The 657-nt window shown below is 57.7% G+C and carries 1 protein-coding gene and 1 pseudogene; one reads left to right on the forward strand and one right to left on the reverse strand.

Features of this window, described 5'->3' with window-relative positions; genetic code table 11:
* A pseudogene (locus UC14_RS27325) lies at positions 1–336 on the reverse strand (hypothetical protein); the annotation flags it as partial.
* Between UC14_RS27325 and UC14_RS27330 the strand changes: the two are divergent.
* A partial coding sequence (locus UC14_RS27330) for a hemagglutinin repeat-containing protein (protein WP_305000125.1) occupies positions 326–657 on the forward strand: 332 nt, incomplete at its 3' end. The pseudogene UC14_RS27325 and the gene UC14_RS27330 sit on opposite strands and share 11 nt — an antisense overlap.

Raw genomic sequence — 657 nt, forward strand, 5'->3', positions numbered from 1 at the left:
AAAAAAACCAGCGGCATGTTCAGCGGAGGCGGTCTGGGCGTGACGTTCGGCAGCAAATCCTCGCGTCAGCAAATCAATCAGGACGGCACCACCCAGAGCCAGAGCAGCAGTGCCGTCGGCAGCACCGGCGGCAACGTGAATCTGATTGCCGGTGAACAGGCGCATATCGGTGGCTCGGATGTGATCGCTAAAAATGACGTCAACATCGTCGGCGGCTCGGTCACGGTTGACCCCGGCAATGACATGCTGACCCGCAAACAAATCATACGAGCAGAAACAAAGCGGCCTGACGGTCTCGCTGTCGAGCCCGGTGACGGATGCGCTGTTGTCGCTCACCAGCATTGCCAAACAGGCCTCACAGACCGGCGACGGCCGAATGAAAGCACTGTATGGCGTGCAGGCGGTGGAGCAGGGCTGGATGTCCTCGATGGACGGGACCGCAACGCAGGCGTCTCAGTTGATGAATGGCAAAGTGGATGGCAACCTGGTCCAGTTGCAGGTCAATATCGGTGCGAGTAAAAGTAAATCCACTTCCGAACTGGAACAAAATCAGGTCACTGGCAGCACGATTACCGGTGGACGTAATGTTGCCATCGTTTCGACAGGTGCCAACGGGCAAAGCGGTGATATCACTATCACCGGCAGCGGTGTGACGGG

Origin of the sequence: Rahnella sp. NRRL B-41462 (genome assembly GCF_003263525.1) — a bacterium.
Taxonomy (GTDB): domain Bacteria; phylum Pseudomonadota; class Gammaproteobacteria; order Enterobacterales; family Enterobacteriaceae; genus Rahnella; species Rahnella aceris.